This window comes from Brumimicrobium salinarum (assembly GCF_002844555.1).
Taxonomy (GTDB): Bacteria; Bacteroidota; Bacteroidia; order Flavobacteriales_D; family Crocinitomicaceae; genus Brumimicrobium; species Brumimicrobium salinarum.
Map to the genome: position 1 here is coordinate 64,322 of NZ_PJNI01000015.1, position 18,411 is coordinate 82,732.

The 18,411-nt window shown below is 36.3% G+C and carries 11 protein-coding genes; 5 read left to right on the plus strand and 6 right to left on the minus strand.

The window, feature by feature from the left end; genetic code table 11:
- Positions 1-43 precede the first annotated feature (43 nt).
- From CW751_RS12370 to CW751_RS12390, 5 genes are all read right to left on the minus strand, one after another.
- On the minus strand, positions 44-1,318 hold the full coding sequence (locus CW751_RS12370) for a T9SS type A sorting domain-containing protein (protein WP_101335338.1): 1,275 nt from the start codon (positions 1,316-1,318) through the stop codon (positions 44-46).
- 132 nt (positions 1,319-1,450) lie between these two features.
- Entirely contained in the window at positions 1,451-4,408 is a 2,958-nt protein-coding gene (locus CW751_RS12375; protein WP_101335353.1) for a DNA polymerase III subunit alpha, read from the minus strand.
- 163 nt (positions 4,409-4,571) lie between these two features.
- Complete coding sequence (gene dinB / locus CW751_RS12380; protein ID WP_101335339.1) at positions 4,572-5,720, minus strand: DNA polymerase IV; 1,149 nt, start codon at positions 5,718-5,720, stop codon at positions 4,572-4,574.
- Between the two features lie 856 nt (positions 5,721-6,576).
- Positions 6,577-6,954, minus strand: a complete 378-nt coding sequence (locus CW751_RS12385) for a GxxExxY protein (RefSeq protein WP_101335340.1) — start codon at positions 6,952-6,954, stop codon at positions 6,577-6,579.
- A gap of 446 nt (positions 6,955-7,400) precedes the next feature.
- Entirely contained in the window at positions 7,401-7,853 is a 453-nt protein-coding gene (locus tag CW751_RS12390; protein WP_101335341.1) for an Lrp/AsnC family transcriptional regulator, read from the minus strand.
- A gap of 158 nt (positions 7,854-8,011) precedes the next feature.
- Between CW751_RS12390 and CW751_RS12395 the strand changes: the two genes are divergently transcribed.
- The 4 genes from CW751_RS12395 to CW751_RS12410 all read left to right on the plus strand — a co-directional run bounded on the left by CW751_RS12395 (position 8,012) and on the right by CW751_RS12410 (position 12,676).
- A complete protein-coding gene (locus tag CW751_RS12395; RefSeq protein ID WP_101335342.1) occupies positions 8,012-9,403 on the plus strand; it encodes a type III PLP-dependent enzyme domain-containing protein in 1,392 nt (463 codons plus the stop codon).
- Positions 9,403-10,248: an agmatinase gene (gene speB / locus CW751_RS12400; protein WP_101335343.1), complete on the plus strand. Its 846-nt coding sequence runs from the start codon at positions 9,403-9,405 to the stop codon at positions 10,246-10,248. Before CW751_RS12395 ends, speB begins: the two co-directional genes overlap by 1 nt.
- On the plus strand, positions 10,248-11,216 hold the full coding sequence (locus tag CW751_RS12405; RefSeq protein ID WP_101335344.1) for a deoxyhypusine synthase family protein: 969 nt from the start codon (positions 10,248-10,250) through the stop codon (positions 11,214-11,216). Before speB ends, CW751_RS12405 begins: the two co-directional genes overlap by 1 nt.
- Positions 11,217-11,449: 233 nt before the next feature.
- Positions 11,450-12,676, plus strand: a complete 1,227-nt coding sequence (locus CW751_RS12410) for a DEAD/DEAH box helicase (RefSeq protein WP_101335345.1) — start codon at positions 11,450-11,452, stop codon at positions 12,674-12,676.
- A gap of 145 nt (positions 12,677-12,821) precedes the next feature.
- On the opposite strand, the gene CW751_RS12415 is transcribed toward CW751_RS12410, so the two are convergent.
- Positions 12,822-14,978 carry a S46 family peptidase gene (locus CW751_RS12415; protein WP_101335346.1) on the minus strand — a complete coding sequence of 719 codons (2,157 nt, stop codon included), beginning with the start codon at positions 14,976-14,978 and terminating at the stop codon, positions 12,822-12,824.
- A 259-nt stretch (positions 14,979-15,237) separates the two neighbouring features.
- On the opposite strand from CW751_RS12415, the gene secD reads away from it, so the two are divergent.
- A complete protein-coding gene (gene secD, locus CW751_RS12420) occupies positions 15,238-18,306 on the plus strand; it encodes a protein translocase subunit SecD (RefSeq protein ID WP_101335347.1) in 3,069 nt (1,022 codons plus the stop codon).
- The last annotated feature ends 105 nt before the right edge of the window (positions 18,307-18,411 follow it).

The window sequence follows — 18,411 nt, forward strand, 5'->3', positions numbered from 1 at the left end:
GTTCTTACGAACAGTCTTTTTTATTTAATTTTGATTGAATTTACTATTTGCTAATAACCAATTTGTTGGTTTTAACAACTTCACCATTTACATTACTTACAGTATAAATGTAAACACCATTGTTTAAATTGCTTACATCAACTTGTTTACTGTTGCTGATTGTTGTATTTACAACCTCTTGTCCAGTAATTGAGTTAATAACAATTTTACCATTTTCTAAACCATCAACTTTAAAGTTAACAACGTTAGTTGCTGGGTTAGGGTAAACATTGATAGTTTTTGTTAAACTTAAAAGCGAAGAAGTTGCAGACGTCAATGTTATCGTATTTGATGGACCAGCAATTTGGTTTGTCGTTGCATTTGTACCATCAGCTATAGAATATATATAAACATCCATTGCCTCATCTTCTACAATTGCTTGTGGAGCAACACTATTACCGCCAGCACTTGCAAGGTATTGGTCTGCAGATGTCAATGTCACGGAGTAGTTAGCAGAACCATCTGGTGCAACCGCTGTATATAGTTGTGCCGGTACTGCACTCCAATCAGTTAATGCCACACCTTGTTCCATTACAATAACTCTGTACTCAGAAACAGTACTTTCATCAGCTGCTGCATCAAATGTTACTTGCAAGTCAGATCCATCACCGTTGTCAGAGATGTCAGACGCTACAATGTTTGTTGCTGGATCAGCTTCAGATAAAACTGTACCTAATACAATGTTATCAACAGATAATTTAGAGCCAACTCCAATCGTTGAATTCGCAGACTGCTGAAATATTTGCCCTTCACTACTTGCAATAAACATTGTGTAGGATGCAACTGTACCAATGTATTGCATAGGTATAGTAACTGTAGTAAAAGTAGCTTGTGTTCCCGCAAAAACTTCAATTCCAACACCAACTAAGTTGTCGCTTGCATCATAAGCTTGCAAAGTAATAACAGCTGTATCGTTCGCTTTTATGTCATACATCACATCTACTGAAAAATCTTCGTATTTATCTGTTGAGTTAATGTCTTGAGTTGCTATCGACCCATAATCTCCATCAGGAACTTGTGTATTGGATGATCCAGCTAAATTAAAAGAAGTAAGTGTAATAAAACTATTTCCATCTGTAGCTCCTGTTGTAACTTCCAAAGCTGGCGTTACTGGATCAGAGTTTTCATCCGTTACAGTACCAATACCCGTAACTGCATTTAGAGTTGTCCAATCATCTGGTGTTCCAGTCGTCCAATTCTCAAAACTAGGATTTGAGACCTGAGCATTAATTCCAACACCTAAAACCAGTGCTAATGCCGATAAGTAAATTTTTTTCATAGTATTTATATATTTTTGATTCAGTCAAATATACTAAAAATTATCTTTTTAGCTAATTATATTATCTTAGATTTAATGTTTCTTTAAATGTATGTTAAATGTTTTTTTTTAAGTAATTGTTACGGAGGTTTTTTACATGCGTTGATCATCCACCTCCTTCAATTTTACTTGCTGCATTACTTCCAAACTATAATAATCAAATTCCTGAGTTACTTTTCCGCGCAATTGATAAATACCTCTTCCCCGAAATGGATAGGATTTTATACTTGGTGGAAAGTGAACGGTGTCGAAAACTTCTCCCGTGTGATCTTGAAATGTACCGAAATTCATTAAATCGCCACGTTTGGTGCGGGTTGTTTTTACAGTCACTAAATAACCGTAAAGTGTAATAAACTGACCATGGTACTGTTTTAAATCTTTAACGGAAATTTGATTTTGAATCGGCGCTGCTAATAAATCAAAAGGATTGCACAACGGAAAACCCAACAATTCCAATTCTTCAAAAGATTGCTCTAATTCATCAAGCTGTAAAGTGGGTAATTCATATTGCTTGGTTTCTTGTTGAAATAAAAGTTCTTGGTGTTTTACTGCTTTAGATTTCTTGTAGAATAAATGCGCTTGCCACTTCAAAGCTTGCTTGTTGACGGATAGTAAACGAAATGCATTAACGCGAATCAATAATAAAAGGTTCTCCAAAGAAGGATGTAACATTCTCAAATAATGATCTAAAGATTTGAAATTCCCATTTTCTTCTCGAAAATGCAATAAACGAACGATTTCTTTGCTGTCAATGCCCAGAATGAGTTGAAATCCGAGGTAAATGGTCTTTCCTTTGATCGTAGTTTCCCACCGACTATTTTGAATGCAAGGCGGTTCGATAATCGCGCCTAATCTTCTCGCTTCATGAATATAAAACTCTGTGGTATAATAACCACCAAAGTTATTAATCGTGGCAACCATATATTCTAAAGGAAAATAAGCTTTTAAATATAGACTTTGGAAACTTTCCACAGCGTAAGAAGCAGAATGTCCTTTAGAAAAAGCATAACCGGCAAAACTTTCAATCTGTTTCCAAATGGTTTGAGTGAGTTGATCCGGATAGCCTTTCTCTTTACAATTAGAAAAGAATTGATCTTGAATGGCGGTAAATTCGCTGCGAGAACGGTATTTCCCTGACATTCCGCGACGTAAAATATCGGCCTCGTCTAAAGTAAGTCCTGCAAAATGATGCGCCACTTTTATTACATCTTCCTGATAAACCATAATTCCGTACGTTTCGGGCATTATGGAGAGCAAGAGCGGATGACCTTCTTTTCTGCGTTCCTTGTTTTTATGTCGCAAGATGTATTCTTTCATCATTCCAGAACTAGAAACACCTGGACGAATAATAGAACTCGCAGCCACTAAATCAAGGTAAGTTGTCGTTTTGAGTTTCTTCATTAACATGCGCATGGCAGGAGATTCAACATAAAAACATCCCATGGCTTCTCCGTTTTTCAATAAAGATTGAATTTTCTTGTCTTGCTTAAAGAAAACCAAATCATGAATGTCGTGCATTTTCGTTTCAGGCTGATTGTAAGCAATAATGTCCAAGCTTTCACGAATCTTACTTAACCCACGCTGACTCAAAATATCGAATTTGTACAAACCTACATCTTCTGCTTCAAGCATAGAAAATTGAACCGTTGGAAATCCTTTGGGCGGCATAAAAGTCGGACTGAGCCAAGAAGTTGGTTTTTCGCTAATGATGACGCCGCCCGCATGAATACTCAAATGGGAGGGAAGTCCTTCGATGTATTGACTGTATTTTAAAACCAAACGATTCATTTCATCGAGTTCGCTCATTTTAAACTTTCCTTTGGACAATTTATCAATTTCCGATTTTGGTAAACCCAAGACCTTTCCAAGCTCACGTACACAACTTCTATATTTAAAGGTGTTGTAAGTACAAATTAAAGCCGTATTAGGGAAACGATTGAAAATATATTGGAGTACATCATCGCGTTCTCGCCAAGAAAAATCAATATCAAAATCGGGTGGGTTTTTCCGATGCAGATTGATGAAGCGTTCAAAATAAAGGTCTAGTTCTAAAGGATCAACATCTGTAATGCCTAATAAATAAGCGACGATACTGTTGGCGCCACTTCCTCGTCCAACATGAAAGTAAGTTTGAGATTTGGCGTAATGAATAATGTCCCAAGTCACAAGAAAATAAGCCATGTAACCTTTTTGTTCAATGACACTTATTTCTCTTTCAATACGGTCGGTAATTTCTTTGGCGGTATCGTTTTCGGTGGAAAAATCGGCCCAAGGATAACGCTTTTTTCGACCTTCCAAACATAAAGATTCAATCAGCGTTTTGTCTTCTTGATGTGTTCCTGTATAAGTTTTTATGTTTTGTGGTTCAGCGTTATCATTAAAACCAAAATGAACATGACATTGTGCTAAGATGTCAAAAGTTTGCTGCAAGACAAATTCAACCTTGGCATATTTTGATTTGAGTTCTTCTAAAGTGTAAAACTGCTCCGTTTTTGGTGCTTGCTGACTTTCGGGCAACTGAGAAAGTAAAGTGTTTTGATCAATAGCACGCAGCAAACGATGGGTGTTGTATTCTCGTTTGGTCTGAAAAGTCATGATGGGAGCGGCCAGCAGTTTTTCCTTAGATATATTTTTAATAAAAGCTACTTTGTTGACTTCATGCGGTTGAATCCCGACAAATTCATTCGGTCGTAAAGTCTTGGGTTGCTGATTTAGTGGATAAATGACTTTGCAATTGGCCAGATACGGAGCAATTTTAGGGAAATCGAGTTGCTCATGTAAATGTTGTGTTAAAAAGGCATTCATTTCATGAAAACCTCTGTTGTTTTGCGCAATGATGAGGTAGCAGTGATGCATTTCGTTACGTACATCTACACCTGCGGCAATAGGAAAGTTGATTTCTTGTGCATATTTCAAACTGCTTAAAACTGCTGTTGTAGAATTGATGTCGGTAATCGCCAAAAATGGAAAACCACAATCCTTAGCCCACTGAATTGTTGCTTCAGGGGATTTTACGCCGTAGCCTATGCTGTATTTTGTGTGGATATGCATTTTTGAAGGTTTAATGTCTTTTTTTTGTGTGTCTTCGATTCTTTTACTGCTTTTTTCGTGTGCCTTCGACAGGCTCAGTCGCCGAAAAAAGCTTAACGCTGATAAGTGGAGTAACCCGCTGACTGCGATCCCTGAGCTTGTCGAATGGGTCGAAGTCAGCAGATTATTTCGACCTCGCATACATCACACTTTCCTTTCCAAAGCGATTTCGAATCTTGTCCATCGCTTGATAGAGGTTTGAATATTTCCCATCATCTGTAAATAGGCTGATTTGTTGTCCGCCTTGCACAAGGTGACTCAAGCGAACTCCCACTAAACGAATCCTAACTCGGCGTTGGTAGAGTTGTTCGAATAATGCTACAATCAGTGGAATAATTTCATGATCTGCAGCCGTGTAATGAATTTTGCGTTGTAAAGTTTTCGTCTGGAAATCAGAATAGCGGATTTTTACCGCAACGCAAGCTGTTACTTTATTACTGATGCGTAATTTATAAGTCAATTTTTCGCCCATGGCACAGAGAAGCGAACGCATTTGGTGAACATCTATACTGTCTTTTTCAAAAGTATGTTCTGCCGACATTGATTTTCTTTCGCTGTACTGAACAACAGGAGAGTTATCGATTCCATGTGCTTTTTTCCAAATCGTTTTTCCTGATTTCCCAAAAACTTGTTCCAACAATTCTACGGGCATTTCTTGCAGCGTTTGAATTTTCTTTACGCCTAAGCCACAGAATGTCTGGTAGGTTTTTAATCCCACCGAAGGAATTTTACGAATGGATAAAGGCGCGAGAAAATGGCGCTCTGTACCGTAATCAACATTAATGGCGTTATTCGGTTTGGCTTCTCCTGTTGCAATTTTAGAAACCGTTTTGTTTTCCGACAAGCCAAAAGAAATCGGCAAACCCGATTCTCGAATGATGCGTTCTCGCAATTCTTTAGCGTATTGTAAACAGCCAAAAAATTTGTCCATTCCCGAAAAATCCATGTAAAATTCATCAATTGAACTCTTTTCATAAACAGGAGCAGCCTCTTTCACGATGTCGGTAATCATTCGAGAATATTTGCTGTATGTTTCCGAATTCCCAGAAACAACAATTGCTTCGGGACAGCGTCTCATGGCAAGTTTCATTGGCATCGCAGAATGAATTCCAAATTCACGGGCTTCATAACTGCACGCAGCTACTACACCTCGGTCGGATGGTCCGCCAACTAAAATGGGTTTGCCTATCAAACGACTGTCTGTGAGTCGCTCGCAAGAAACAAAAAATGTGTCCAGATCCATGTGGACGATTGCACGGTGTTGTTGTTGCATTGTTTTTCAGTTTTACTGTGTTTGAATTATAAAGCCCAATATCTGCGTTGCACTTTATCTTGAAAGCAGTCATTGACAAAAGTCAACTCCTTGGATTTCAAAAAAAGTGCGCCTTGCTATTGAACTTTATAATTCAAACACTTCAATTATTCTTAAATAAATCAATAAAACTGCATATCGTTTTGAGGAATAGAAACTTGTATTTTTACCAAGAAACTACAGGCACAAATGTAATAAATGTTTATATAATAATCTTTATTTTGGTTAAAATATAATCAATATATATTCTTGAAGAAAAGGTTTAAGTTTAAACTAACTGTAGGTTAACCGCAGAGAGAAAGAAACCGCGGAGAGCGCAGAGGTTTCGCAAAGGGTGAAGAGATTTGAGGGCGCAAAGAATTCACTTTTGGTAAATGTTGGTTTGGTGGGTCGTTCTTTAAATTAACCGCAGAGAGGAAGAAACCGCAGTGAACGCAAAGCTTTCGCAAAGGGTGCAGAGATTGAGGGTAAGGAATTTGAATATCCATTCAATTAATTCCACAACACCTCCACAAAATTTGTTTTTTTAAAACTCCGCTATCTCCGCGAACCTCTGCGATAAAAACCTCTGCAAAATTCTTCGATAAAAACCTCCGCGAAACTCTGCGGTAAAAACTTCTACGATAAACCTCTTGCAATCTCCACGAAATCTCCACGTCCTCTGCGATAAAAACCTCCGCAAACCTCTGCGGTAAAAATCTCCGCGAACCTCTGCGGTAAAAATTTCTACGATAAACCTCTTGCAATCTCCACGAAACCTCCGCGAAACTCTTCGATAAAAACCTCTACGGTAGAAAAAACTATTTCTGCATTTGAACTACAGCTTATTCACAATCCGCCGAATTCCTTTTTTTAGTAAAAGCACATTAAAATTAATCAATAACCCCAGTTTATAATTTCCCAGTTTTAAATAAGTGATTGTTTGCGCCATGTGGAGATCATGTAAAGCATCAACGCTTTTTAACTCAATTACTACTTTGTTCTCTACTAATAAATCGATTCTGTAACCACATTCGAGTTGTACTTCTTCAAAGATTAACGGGATGGGTTTTTCTTTTACTACTCGTAATCCTTCCTTTTTTAACTTATAAAATAAGCATTGTTGATAGGTGCTTTCTAGTAATCCTGGACCTAACGCTCGATGAACTTCAATTGCACATCCAATTACTTTGGTTGCTATTTCATTTTCTGACATAATTTATGGTGATTAAGGTTGATATTTAGATTTTAAAACGGTCGACTTTAAATTAAGATAATGAAATATATGAGTTTAAGAAGTGCATTGAGGAGAAAGATAGCTTTAACAATTTTAACCGAAGTGGATGTTAACCGCAGAGGACGCAAAGCTTTCGCAAAGGGGTGCAGAGATTTGAAGACTCCCAAAGAATTTGAATATCCACAGAATAAACTCCACAACCTTTGTTTTTTTTAAACCTCCGCTATCTCCGTGAACCTCTGCGATAAAAACCTCCGCAAATCTCTGCGGTAAAAATCTCCGCGAACCTCTGCGGTAAAACCTTCTACGATAAACCTCTTGCAATCTCCACGAACTCTCCACGTCCTCTGCGGTAAAAACCTCCGCGAACCGCTGCGATAAAAACCTCTGCGAACCTCTGCGGTAAAAACTTCTACGATAAAAACCTAAATAACCACTCGAGTAGAATACTTCAACTCCTCCAACACAATCTGAGATTCAATATCACTAATGTTAGAAATCGAGGCCACGTCATTCACTAAAAAGTCACGGTATTCCTTAATATTTGAAAACCTAGCCTTGGCCAAGAAATCATAAGAACCAGAGATGTGGTAAAATTCAGTGATTGAAGCTAAAGACTCCATTTGTTGAACAAATTCTGTTCGTTTGGAGGCGTGATGGTCCTTTACAGTTAGGTTGAGGAAAACAACAATCGATTTTCCAAGTAAATCTGCATCTAATAAAGCGACATATTCTTTTATATATCCTGCTTTTTCCAGCTTTTTTATCCTTTCATAGATCGGAGTGGTGGTTAAAGAGAGCTCAGATGCCATTTCTTTTGCCGTTTTTAAACAGTCCGTTTGGAGAATTTCAAGGATTCTTTGATCAATATTATCCATGTTTAGTTGTTTTAACTTCAAATATACTCATAAACAGTAAAATATACTAATTTTTATTTAATAGTATTTTATATCACTTTTTTAGGGCAAATTTGCAGCGATTTAATCTTTTAATTAGGTGAGATTTTTTTAACCAATTTTTTTTTTTGAAATAAAAAATGAAAAACAAATATCAAGATTTAATAGAACAAACATTTGACTTTCCTCAAGAGGAGTTTAGTGTTGAAAATGGTGAATTGTCCTACAGAGGAATTGACATGAATGCGTTGATTGAAAAGTATGGAACTCCTTTTCGTTTTACTTATCTTCCTGTAATTGGAAAGCAGATTGAACGTTGTCGTAATTGGTTTCATTCAAGTATGAAGAAGCAAGATTACAAAGGAAAATATGAATACTGTTACTGTACGAAAAGTTCACACTTTAACTTCGTGTTGGAAGAGTGTACAAAGCACAAAACCAATATTGAAACGAGTTCAGCTTTTGATATCGATATTTTAATTGCTTTACACAAAAAAGGAAAGCTAGATAAAGACACTTATGTTTTGTGCAACGGATATAAGACAGAAGTTTATATTAAGAAAATCAAAGAATTATTGGAATTGGGCTTTACGAAAGTGATTCCTGTAATTGATAACTTCCAAGAATTTGATATTCTAGATGAACAAATTGACCAAAAACTGGAAATCGGTATTCGTATCGCCTCAGAGGAAGATCCAAAGTTCGAGTTCTATACTTCTCGTTTAGGAATTGGATATAAAGATGTGGTATCGTTTTATAACTGGAAACTAAAAGACCACAAGAAATTTAAACTGTCAATGCTTCATTTCTTTGTAAATACTGGAATTCGAGACAATGCATATTATTGGAATGAATTGCATAAATTCTTAAGTGTTTATGAGAATTTGATTAAGAATGATGCAGATATTACTTACTTAAATGTAGGTGGTGGATTCCCTGTGAAAAACTCTTTGGCATTTGATTTTGATTATGAATATTTAGTGGATGAAATTATAGGACAAATAAAAATGTCGGCAGACCACGTAGGAGCAATTCACCCAGATATTTTTACAGAGTTTGGCTCTTTCACAGTAGCAGAAGCAGGGGGAATGGTGTATACTATTCTCGACCAAAAGAAACAGAACGATAGAGAGAAATGGAACATGATTAATAGCTCTTTCATGACAACTCTTCCAGATTCATGGGCAATTAACAAGCGTTTTATTATGCTGCCAATTAACCGATGGAATGAAAAATATGAACGGGTGTTTTTAGGTGGTTTAACATGCGATAGCGATGATTATTATAACTCAGAACAACACGTCAATGCAATTTATTTGCCAGTTTGGAATAAAAAGAAACCAATGCATGTAGGTTTTTTTAATTGTGGAGCGTATCAAGAATCAATTTCAGGATATGGAGGAATTAAGCACTGTTTGATTCCAAGTCCAAAACACATTTTATTGAGTCATGATGAAAACGGAGAATTAGTAGATGAACTATTTGCTCCACAGCAAACAAGTGAAGAAATGCTTAAAATTTTAGGATACTAATGAGAACATTTGCCGGAATCCCAGAAGAATTAGGGAAATTAGAAAACGCAGCGGTAGTAATTATCCCTGTACCTTATGACGGAACTTCAACCTACGGGAAAGGTGCCGACAAAGGATTTGAAGCTTTAATGGACGCTTCAGAAAATATGGAATTGTACGACATTGAAACAAATTCTGAGGTGTATGAAAAAGGAATTTTCGTTGCTCCAGCAGTTAAAGAGGACAAATCACCAGAATTAATGTGCGACGCAGTAGAAAAAACTACTGATAAATATTTAGAGACAGGGAAATTTGTAAGTCTTTTTGGAGGTGAACATTCGATTTCAATTGGAGCGATTCGTTCATTCAAAAAGAAATACGAGAATCTTTCTGTTTTACAGTTGGATGCGCACTCAGATTTGCGTCCAGACTTTCACGGTTCGGCCTGTAATCATGCTTGTGCAATGCATGCAGCTTCAAAAAACACGAATTTAGTTCAAGTTGGAATTCGCAGTATGGATTCAGTAGAATTACCATTCGTAAACGAAGACAACTTCTTTGATATGTACCGCATTAATTCATCTTCAAGCTGGATGGATGAGGTAATTAATCAATTAGGTGAAGAAGTGTATTTGACAATTGATTTGGATGTTTTTGACCCTTCAATTATGCCATCCACAGGGACACCAGAGCCAGGCGGATTGTATTGGTACGACGTAATTACTTTGGTGAGAAGAGTAGTAGAAGAAAAAACCTTAGTTGGTTTTGATATTGTTGAATTGGCTCCAGTAGAAGGAGTTCCAGCGCCAGATTTCATGGCAGCAAAATTATTATATAAAATATTAACTTATAAATTTAATTCATAATGGGAAAAGTTAGAGAATTTATTGAATACAATTACAGACATTTTAACGCTGCAGCACTTGTAGATGCTGCGAAAGGATACGAAAAACACCTTGACGAAGGAAAGAAAATGTTGGTTTCACTTGCTGGTGCGATGAGTACGGCCGAATTAGGGATTTCTTTGGCAGAAATGATTCGTCAAGACAAAATTCATATGATTTCAACAACAGGTGCAAACTTGGAGGAAGATTTAATGAATTTGGTTGCGCATAAAAGTTATAAGCGTATTCCAAATTACCGTGATTTGACACCACAAGACGAGTGGGATTTATTGGAGAATCACTTGAATCGTGTAACTGATACATGTATTCCTGAAGAGGAAGCGTTCCGTCGTTTGCAAGATCATGTCTTCAAAGTATGGAAAGATGCAGAAGATAAAGGAGAACGTATGTTTCCGCATGAATTTTTGTATAAATTGATTAACTCAGGAGTTTTAGAGCAATACTATGAAATTGACCCTAAAAACTCTTGGATGCTTGCAGCAGCGGAGAAAAACCTACCGATTGTTGTCCCAGGTTGGGAAGATTCAACCTTAGGAAATATTTTCGCTTCATATTGTATTAAAGGAGAATTGAAAGCTTCCACGATGAAGTCAGGAATTGAGTACATGATGTGGTTGGCAGATTACTACACAAACAACGCTGGAGAGGAAGGAATTGGTTTCTTCCAAATCGGTGGAGGAATTTCAGGAGATTTTCCAATCTGTGTTGTACCCATGTTAGCGCAAGATTTAGAACGTGAAGACACACCATTCTGGAGTTATTTCTGTCAGATTTCAGATTCAACAACTAGTTATGGTTCCTATTCTGGAGCAGTTCCAAATGAAAAAATTACTTGGGGGAAATTGAGCATCGATACTCCGAAATTCATTATTGAATCGGATGCAACGATTGTAGCGCCGTTGGTGTTTGCTTACTTGCTGGATCAGTAGGAAAGAGGATTTATATTTTTAGGATAGCGTGGGACTTAGGTTCTGCGTTATTTTTTTTGGGAGTGATGGAACGCAGATGACGCGGATCTACGAACGCTGATTTTTGCTGTTTTTTTTAAATCCGTTATAATCCGCGCTGCTTGCATCCGCGTCATCCGCGTTCCAATACAGCGCATGGGTAATTATTATTATCATCTAATCCCAATCCCAACTATAAACCGTAATTTTACACCATGAAATTTGAAGATTATAAAATAGCAAAAGTAATAAAGACTGAAATCAAGAATTTAGGTTGGTCAAGACCTACAGATATTCAGTTTAAAGCCATTCAACCGATTCTCAATGGAGAGGATGTTTTAGCTATTGCACAAACAGGAACTGGAAAAACAGCCAGTTTTGTGATTCCTATTTTAAATCAAATTCATAATCAGCTTGAGAAGAAAGATGAGCATTATGTTCGTGCCTTGGTTATGGTACCAACACGAGAGTTGGCTGAACAAGTTGAACAAGTTTTTATTGAAGTAGGGAAGGGCGTTCAAGTTCGTTCTCGCTCCTTAATGGGAGGTGTTTCGCAAGATGATCAAATAGAAGACCTAGACAATGGGGTGGATGTAGTGATTTCTACTCCTGGAAGAATGTTTGATTTAATTTCTCAAGGAGTTTTAAAGGTTGACCGCTTGCAAACGCTTGTTCTCGATGAGGCAGATCATATGCTGGACTTAGGTTTTATTAAAGACATAGAGGACTTGATGCGTCATATTCCTCAAAAACGTCAGACTTTGTTCTTTTCGGCAACGATTGATAAGAAAATTAAGAAAATTGCCTATAACTTGGTACGAAATGCCATTCGTATTCAAATCTCTCCGAAAGATCCTGTGGCTAAAAACATCGAACATGCGGTGACTTTCGTTGAAATGGATGACAAGCGTTTCTTTTTGGAGAACATCATTAAAGAAAATGATGATTTAAAAATCATGGTATTTGTGCGAACAAAAGTAAGAGCAGAACGTGTCAAAAAAGCCATGGAACGTGTCAACATTCAAGCCGTAACTATTCACGGAGATGTAGAGCAAGAAGACCGATTTAAAGTCCTAAATCAATTTAAAAACAATGAAGTGTCCGTCTTGATCGCAACAGATGTTGCAGCCCGAGGAATTGATATTCCAGGCATTGGCGCGGTAATTAATTACGATTTACCTGAAGAACCAGAGAATTATACGCACAGAGTTGGTCGTACAGGTCGTGGAAAAGAAAAAGGCGTGGCCATTTCATTTTGTAGCGAAGATGAAAAGATTTTACTTTCCGCAATTGAAGCTTACAATGGAACCGAAATCGCTGTTTTTGATTTAACAAAACAAGATTACAAAGCCATATTAGAAGATTCTGAAGACGGAACGGATAATTGGAAACAGCTGATTGAAGAAGAGAATGAGAGGACTGGTAAAGAGAATGAGTGGTAAAGGAAATTACGAGTTAGGATAGAAATTACGAATTACGAATTACGAATGTGACAATTCGTAATTCGTAATTAAATCATTCGTAATTCCTAATTAAATCATTCGTAATTCGTAATTAAATCATTCGTAATTCCTAATTATTATATCCCTATTCTACAATCTCCATTTCCTCGATTAAGTTGTGTGCTTCACCGTATTTTTCAATAACGAATAACACGTATCTTATATCACATGAAATCGTACGTTGAATATCTTTTTCAAAGAAAATATCTCCAGACATAGCTTCCCAGTTACCATCGAATGCTGTTCCGATGAGGTGTCCATCAGCATTTAAAACTGGAGAGCCAGAGTTACCGCCAGTGATATCATTGTTACTAATGAAATTCACTACCATTTCTCCTTTTTCATTGGCATAACGACCGTAATCTTTGTTCTTATGCAACTCTTTTAATTTATCCGAAACATGAAATTCGGGATTATCAGGATCTTCTTTTTTCAAACCTTCTTCCAATGTTGTGTAAATATCGTATTCGACACCTTCTTTTGGTGAGTAGGGTAAAATTGAACCATATGTCAAACGTAAAGTACTATTGGCATTAGGATAGAACGTTTTGTCTTTGTCCATTTCTCTGTAACCTTTTACAAATAATCGGTTTGCGCGCTTAATGTCGTTCATTGCTTTTACATATTCTTCTTTTTCCGTAATTTTTGTGTAAGCATCATTTATGGAAACGACCAACTGGAAGAAAGGGTCTTTCTTTAATTTATCAATTGGAAATCCTTTTGATTTTTCCCCTGATTTCTTTACTAGTTTATCGAATTTTTCAAACTTCTTTTGAGAAGCAAAAAGTGACTTTTTTCGTGCCTTTTCCACGAGTTTATCAAGCTTTCCTTTTTCTCCAGCTACTCTTATTGCTTCAGGAAGCATATCTTTGGGAATGTCATTGTAATACATTTTCAAAACAGTAGCAACCGTTTCAAATTCCAAATCTAAATTCGCTGTTTCATAAAAATCCATCATTCTTTCTTTGAAACTAGCATAGGCCATCATTCCCATTCCTTGCTCCTCGTACTCTTCTATAAACGAAAAGCGAAAAACATTAAGGTTTAAATCAACGGAGTAGATAAATTCACTTTGATAGACATCAAAATAAACACTCTTTTCCTTAATTTTATACGTTTTTTCTATTGTATTTAAAACATTCTTATACTCAGGATTCTTTTCAGCAAATGCTGTGAACCTAGCTTCTAATTTACGCTTTTTATCTGCAACTTTATTGTTTTTCAATTGTTCAGATTGACCGATGAAATACTTCCAGTAATTGGCAACTTGTGCATGTTTAGAGGCATAATTAAGTCTAACAGATGTACTTTCTTTCATGTATTTCTTCATGATGTCAAGTTTCGCCTTTCTAATTTCAACACGTTTTGGTTGTTCTAAATTTACGGCTTGCTCCACACCAAATGAAGATAAATAGCGATCAGTAGATCCAGGGAATCCAAAAACCATTGCAAAATCTCCTTTTTCATAACCTTTAATTGAAACAGGGAGAGAATGTTTGGGGTTGTATGGTTTGTTTTCTTTGCTGAACGGAGCAGGTGAGTTGTCCTTTCCTGCGTAAATTCTGAATAGTGAAAAGTCACCCGTGTGTCTTGGGTACATCCAGTTATCAGAATCATGACCAAATTTCCCAATAGATTCTGGAGGCGTACCAGCTAAGCGCACATCTTGGTAGGTTTCCGTTACAAACAAATAAAATTCATTACCTTCAAAAAAGTCACGAACAAATGCTTTATGTCCAGATTCACCAACAGCCTCTGCTGTTAAGTCTGCAGAGATCTCTTTAATTTTAATAGCGCGCTCTTCCTCCGTCATCTCAGGAGTAAGATTGTTTGTGATTTGTTCTGTAACGTCGGCAATAGATATTACAAAAGTGGCGGTTAATCCTGGAATTGCAATCTCTTGGTCTAGTGATTTTGCCCAAAACCCATTATCTAAGTGGTTGTTCTCTTCAGTTGAAGCTTCTGCAATAGCATCGTAACCACAGTGATGATTGGTGAGCAATAAACCTTTTTGTGAGATTACTTCAGCAGTACAAAATCCACCAAAAGATACAATGGCGTCTTTAATGGAGGAATTATTAATGCTGTAAATTTCTTCTTGGGTTAAATTTAACCCATGTTTTTTCATATCTTCATAATTTCTACCTAATAAAAAAGGTAGCCACATTCCCTCATCAGCTTTAGCAGCACCAGAGAACAGAATGGTAAATAAGAATAAAAATGCGATTGTCTGTTTTTTCATATTGTTTTTATTAAAGTATTGAACGACTCCAATGAAGTCACGTGCAAAAATAATATAATTAAAGTATATTTTTAACCATAAACTAAACTCTATTTAAGAACATGTATAATTGGGGTTTTTGCTTCGACCAATGCAAAAATAACACGACGAAATTTTTGAAATGTCAAAAAAAAATGAATATCAACTTAACTTTAGGTTGTGTTTAATAAATGATAATTCTATATTTGCCAGCTATTAAATAATAAACGACACTTTAACTATGCGTAATAAAGGATTTTTTTGGTTTTTCACCATCTTGCTTTTGGTAGTAAGTATATATCAAATCTCATTTTCCTTCATAGGAAGCAATATTGAAAATGAAGCGGAGCAGAGAGCTATTGAGAAAGTAGAAGAGCTTAAAGCCAGTGCTGAGGGAGATTCGGTAAAGTTACCTAACGGAACTTATGTGAATTTTGAAACAGACAGAGAAGCGTATGCTTTAGCGAAAGCAGCATACATCAACGAACTTTTGAAAGAAAAAAACGACGAAGAGGTTTTTCTAGGGAATACATTTAGCGATGTAAAAAACAAAAGTGTTTCTTTAGGACTAGATTTAGAGGGGGGAATGTCAGTTACTCTTGAGCTTTCAATGTCTGATCTTGTGAAAAACGCAGCTTTGAATCCAAGGGATTTACATTTTGTTAAACCATACGAAAGCGCATTGGAAACGTATAATTCTGAAGGAGGAGATTTTATAGATCTTTTTGTTGCTAAGCACCAAGAAATGTATCCAGATCGTTTATTGATTAGAGAATTTTCTACTGAGGATGTTGTGTCTAAAATTTCTAATAAGGCAACAGACGAAGAGACAAAAGCATATTTGAGAAGCCTATCTGATGGAGCGTTAGATGGTGTTGAAACAATTATGGAGAATCGTATTAATCAATTTGGGGTTGCTCAGCCAAATATTACAAAAGATAATAACGTTAACCGTCTATATATTGAACTACCTGGTGTAAAAGATCAAGCTACTGTTCGTCAACGTTTGCAAAGTACTGCAAACCTAGAGTTCTACCTAGCATTTAAAGGTCAAGAATTAGGTGGTTTCTTTAATGAATTACTTATTGAAAAATCCGATGAAGTAAGTGACGATGAATTAGAAGACTTATTTAGCGATGAGGAGGAAGAAACTGATATTGACACTACTTTAGCTGAAGAAGCAGATACATCTAGCATAAGTTTAGAAGAGGAGTTAGCCATGGAAGAGGAAGCTTCAGATGCAGATACATCATTCCAACTTTCTTCTTTTGGAAGAATGTTCCAAGTTAATTTAGATCAAGACAATCGATTTATGGATAGTCCACGTTTAGGATTCTCTAAAGCCAGTGATACTTCTAAAGTTAATGAAATTTTAGCCGAGAAGACAGAAGAGCTTATGATGGAGAATGTAAAGTTCGTTTGGGGTGCAAAAAATGAAGATTTCGGTATTCAAGATACATTATATTATACCTTATATGCTTTAAAAATTCCAGAAGACTTAAAAGCTAGAGTAGGTGGGACGGACATTGAAAATGCACGTTTGTCAATTGATCCAAATCAATCTGGAAGGGGCGTGAGTATTGATATGAGTGATAGAGGTGCTGAAGAATGGGCAAAGATGACTTCAGAAAATGTAGGTAATTTTATTGCGATTACCATGGACGAGAAAGTATATAGTGCACCCGTAATAAACGGACCTATTACTGGCGGACAAACATTGATTTCTGGTGATTTCACAGTTGCAGAAGCGCAAAATTTAACCAATTTACTTAATGCAGGTGCATTACCCGCACCGTGTGTTATTGTCGATGAAGCTGTTGTCGGACCAACAATTGGAGAAGAAAATTCTCGTTCAGGTTTAATATCTTTTGCTTTTGCTTTAGCACTTGTTCTTATTTATATGGTCTTCTATTATGGTCGTGCTGGTCTAGTTGCTGATATTGCATTAGTAATGAACATTGTTTTAATTGTTGGTTTCTTAGCCGCTTTTGGAGCTGTGTTAACTTTAGCAGGTATTGCAGGTATTGTACTAACGATTGGTATGTCTGTGGATGCGAACGTTCTTATATTCGAGCGTGTTCGTGAAGAAATTAGAGAAGGGAAGGGAATGAAATTGGCCATTAAAGATGGTTACGGAAATGCACTTTCTTCTATTATAGATGCAAACGTGACTACTTTATTAGTTGCAATTGTGCTAAAGACTTTTGGTACAGGACCAATTGAGAGTTTCGCAACAACTTTAATCATTGGTATCTTTACTTCTGTTTTTGCAGCAGTAGTAATTACAAGGTTGATTTTTGAATCGCAAGTTTCAAAAAACAAAGGATTCGCTTTCTCCACACCATTAACTAAGAATTCATTTACTAAAATCAATTTAAAGTTTATAAAAAATCGCAAGAAATTTTATATAATCTCTGCAATAGTTGTTTTGGGTGGTATCATCGCTATTTCAACACGTGGATTGAAACCTTCAGTTGAATTTGCTGGGGGTAGAACTTATGAAACTGTTTTTGATAAGCCAGTTGGTCAAGATGTTGAAGGCTTAACAGATGTGCTTAGAAATGCTTTAATTACTGATGAATCTAAAGCTTCTGTAGAAGTTAAAATTAGAAATTCAGATTATCGAGTTGAAATTGCTACTGATTATTTACAAAATGTACCTAATTCGGAAGCAACAGTAAGAGAGGATTTATTAGCTGCTTTGAGCACAGTAGAAAGTGAATATGGTGTGGCTACAATTGAGAATAGTCGTTCTGTTTCACCATCTATTTCTGAAGAATTACAAAGATCTTCAACAATTGCAATTATTCTTTCTTTGATCATCATATTTGTTTATATCCTGATTAGATTCGGTAAATGGCAATATGGTTTAGGTGCTATTATAGCAATGGCGCACGATGTTACTATCGTTCTTGGGTTATTTGCTTTATTGCACGGAGTTCTTCCTTTCGATATGGAAGTAGATCAAGCTTTCATTGCTGCAATATTGACCGTTGTTGGTTATTCGATTAACGATACCGTGGTCGTATTTGATAGAATTAGAGAATTCTTGAAAAAGTACCGCAGAAAGGAACAGAATGAAATTATTAACAGTGCAATCAATTCAACTTTAGGACGTACAATCAATACCTCTTTATCTACATTTATTGTATTGTTAACTATCTTCTTATTTGATGGTGGTGCAATTAAAGGGTTTGTATTTGCCTTGATGATTGGTATTATTGTGGGTACATATTCTTCAGTTTGTATTGCAACACCAATTGTTGCTGATTTATTAAAGAAAGACAAGTCTAAGATTGATGAAGCATAATTAAAATGAATATATTTATTTTTAAAAGTCCCGGCAATTTGTCGGGACTTTTGTTTGTGTGCCGTGCATGGTAATTAACTAGGTGGTGAAAGTCCACTGTGGGGG

What these genes read in the sequence shown, in the direction of transcription:
- CW751_RS12375 (WP_101335353.1), bottom strand. Translation starts at nt 4,408, where the DNA reads ATGCATATCCACACAAAATACAGCATAGGCTACGGCGTAAAATCCCCT.
- secD (WP_101335347.1), top strand. Translation starts at nt 15,238, where the DNA reads ATGCGTAATAAAGGATTTTTTTGGTTTTTCACCATCTTGCTTTTGGTA.
- speB (WP_101335343.1), top strand. Translation starts at nt 9,403, where the DNA reads ATGAGAACATTTGCCGGAATCCCAGAAGAATTAGGGAAATTAGAAAAC.
- CW751_RS12410 (WP_101335345.1), top strand. Translation starts at nt 11,450, where the DNA reads ATGAAATTTGAAGATTATAAAATAGCAAAAGTAATAAAGACTGAAATC.
- CW751_RS12395 (WP_101335342.1), top strand. Translation starts at nt 8,012, where the DNA reads ATGAAAAACAAATATCAAGATTTAATAGAACAAACATTTGACTTTCCT.
- CW751_RS12370 (WP_101335338.1), bottom strand. Translation starts at nt 1,318, where the DNA reads ATGAAAAAAATTTACTTATCGGCATTAGCACTGGTTTTAGGTGTTGGA.
- CW751_RS12390 (WP_101335341.1), bottom strand. Translation starts at nt 7,853, where the DNA reads ATGGATAATATTGATCAAAGAATCCTTGAAATTCTCCAAACGGACTGT.
- dinB (WP_101335339.1), bottom strand. Translation starts at nt 5,720, where the DNA reads ATGCAACAACAACACCGTGCAATCGTCCACATGGATCTGGACACATTT.
- CW751_RS12385 (WP_101335340.1), bottom strand. Translation starts at nt 6,954, where the DNA reads ATGTCAGAAAATGAAATAGCAACCAAAGTAATTGGATGTGCAATTGAA.
- CW751_RS12405 (WP_101335344.1), top strand. Translation starts at nt 10,248, where the DNA reads ATGGGAAAAGTTAGAGAATTTATTGAATACAATTACAGACATTTTAAC.
- CW751_RS12415 (WP_101335346.1), bottom strand. Translation starts at nt 14,978, where the DNA reads ATGAAAAAACAGACAATCGCATTTTTATTCTTATTTACCATTCTGTTC.